The sequence below is a fragment of the Acetobacter malorum genome (genome assembly GCF_002153605.1).
In the GTDB taxonomy this organism is placed as follows: domain Bacteria; phylum Pseudomonadota; class Alphaproteobacteria; order Acetobacterales; family Acetobacteraceae; genus Acetobacter; species Acetobacter malorum_A.
Genome location: NZ_JOPG01000049.1, coordinates 1 through 2,318, shown reverse-complemented (window position 1 = coordinate 2,318; position 2,318 = coordinate 1). Strand labels below are relative to the sequence as shown.

Sequence of the window (2,318 nt, the reverse complement as noted above, 5' to 3'; positions counted from 1 at the left end):
ACAAGGGTCTCGGGGGCATGCCCCCGAGACCCTTGTCTGGCGATCTGATCCGGTGTCCTGCCATCCAGTTGGGAATGGGGACGCACCGTATTGTAGTCTTCCCGCCAGTCAGCCAGAACCTGTCGGGCATGGCTGAGGGAGGTGAACAGCGTTTCGTTGGGGCATTCATCCCTCAATCGGCCGTTGAAACTTTCAACAAACCCGTTCTGCTGCGGTTTCCCGGGGGCGATATAGTGCCATTCAACCTTCATCTTATCGGCCCATTTCAGGATGGCATGGGATGTGAACTCCATACCGTTGTCGCTGACAATCATGAGGGGTTTTGTTGATTTTCACCGAGAACTGACCCGGGAGAGGTATAAATTTCCACTGAGAATTGACCCATGCCTGACACTGCTCCGGTTTCAATTGACCGGAGCCCTATGGAGAAGTGATCAGCATGGATTTATTGAGCGTTGTGCGTCGTTGGCATCATCCTGATGGTCTGCCGATCCGCGAGATTGAGCGTCGGACGGGCCTGTCGCGGAACACGATCCGGAAATATCTTCGGGCAGACACGGTTGAGCCGGTTTTCAGGGCATAGGCGGCCCGGTCCATCGGGTAGACCCGCACGGGCGGGAAATCGGCCAGATCGAGACGGCATCCCACAACAAGCCGGAGCCCGACCTCTTTTGCCGCGACATGGGCCAGCACCATCCCGGACAGAGAATTGCGGTCGCAGATGCTCAGCGCTTCAATGCCAAGAGCCTTTGCCTGAGCAAACAGTTCGATCGGAGAAGACGCCCCGCGCAGGAACGAGAAATAGGTCGTCACCTGCAATTCGGCATAACGTGGTGCCGAGGGGCTCATCCGAAAATCCCGTGCAGAAACCAGCCCTGCGAGCCGGTCTCGCCATGCTCACCGTCACCAGCACGGTAAAGCCAGAAGCGCTCGCCGCTGGTGTCTTCCACCCGGAAGTAATCGCGGGCGATGGTCAGCTCGGTGTCATTCTTCCACCACTCGCCGAAGACACGTTCCGGCCCGTCGGCGCATTTCACTTTCCGTCGCACACCCCGCCAGATGAAGAATAGCGGCGGCTGATCCGGCAGTTCCGCCATGGCCTGCACCGGTTCCGGTCGTGCCAGTAGCCGGGTAGGGCGAGGCCAGTGCTCCGGCCAGTCCTTTGTCTCCTCGGGGGCCAGTGCGGGCACGCGGCAGAAGGAGCGTTCGGGCAGATCGCTTTCCACCGGGGCAAAGCGATAGAGCGCCTGCGTCCCGACACGGTTGGCCAACGTGTCGATCAGGTCGGACACATCGGTTTCTTCCTCGGCGATCAGAGAAGACACGGTCTGTCGCCGATCCATGGGCTCCGCCAGAGAGGCGATCAGCACCATGCGCTCGATGCCGAAGCCCGGATTGATCGTTTCGATCTTTTCGCACAATAGTCGCGTCAGGCGCTTCACATCGCGTACCGGCATGGCGGTCGCGACCCGGATCGCTTCGGTGCGGCTGTCCACCCGATGCAGCAGCAGATCAAGACGGCGCACGCCCTGTCCGCGTTCGTCCAGTCCCTGGCAGAGCAGCGGCACCAGCTTGCCGATGTATTTGGCGATAGTTTCGGCGGCCCCGATCGGCTCGGCGAAATTCCGGTTGACCTCGACCGGGTTAACCGGGCGGACTGGCACGATGGCTTCACCCATACGCCCGAACGCCTGATCCAGCCTGCGGGCGACGTCGGGGCCAAACCGCAAGGCCAGCGGTGCGCGGGGCATGGCGGCCAGTGGTCCGATGCGGGATACGCCTAGCGTGGCCAGACCCTCAATAATAGGGGAGGGCAGGCGGAGAGCTTCAACGGGCAGATCAGCCAGAGCAGAGGTCGTTTTATCTGAAGGGACAACCGTAATCGCTAACCGGCCATAGCGAGCCAGTGCGTGGGCCGCCCCCCAGGTGTCCGCGACTACGGCCCGAGCGCAAAAACCGGCTCCTGCCATGCGGTGGACCATATCCTTGAGCATGGGAAGTTCGCCACCATGCAGGTGATCCGCCCCGGTCGTGTCCAGAACCAGCCCGTCCGGCGCATCGACGGCCACGATGGGCGCGATCCTGTGCTGGAACCACAGGGCAAGTTTTTCCAGCCCCAGCCGGTCGCCTTCGGGATCGGCATCCATCAGCACCAGATCGGGATAGAGCGCCTGAGCCTTGGCCACCGGTATGCCGGGGCGCAGCCCCAGCTTCCGGGCGGCGAGATCGACCGACAGGACAACTCGTCGCCGTCCTTCCCGTCCGACAAGGGCCAGCGGCGTTTCAGGCGCGGGCGCGTCTGGTCCAAGTCGTTTCCT

At 61.9% G+C, this 2,318-nt stretch carries 1 protein-coding gene and 2 pseudogenes; all 3 read right to left on the bottom strand.

Going from position 1 to position 2,318, the window contains the following annotated elements; translation table 11 throughout:
* Nucleotides 1–323 (bottom strand): annotated as a pseudogene (locus HK23_RS13590) (transposase family protein); the annotation flags it as partial.
* Between the two features lie 256 nt (nucleotides 324–579).
* Nucleotides 580–849 (bottom strand): annotated as a pseudogene (locus HK23_RS13585) (PHP domain-containing protein); the annotation flags it as partial.
* A partial coding sequence (locus HK23_RS13580; protein WP_475638741.1) for a DUF6504 family protein occupies nucleotides 846–2,318 on the bottom strand: 1,473 nt, incomplete at its 5' end. The pseudogene HK23_RS13585 and the gene HK23_RS13580, both read right to left, overlap by 4 nt.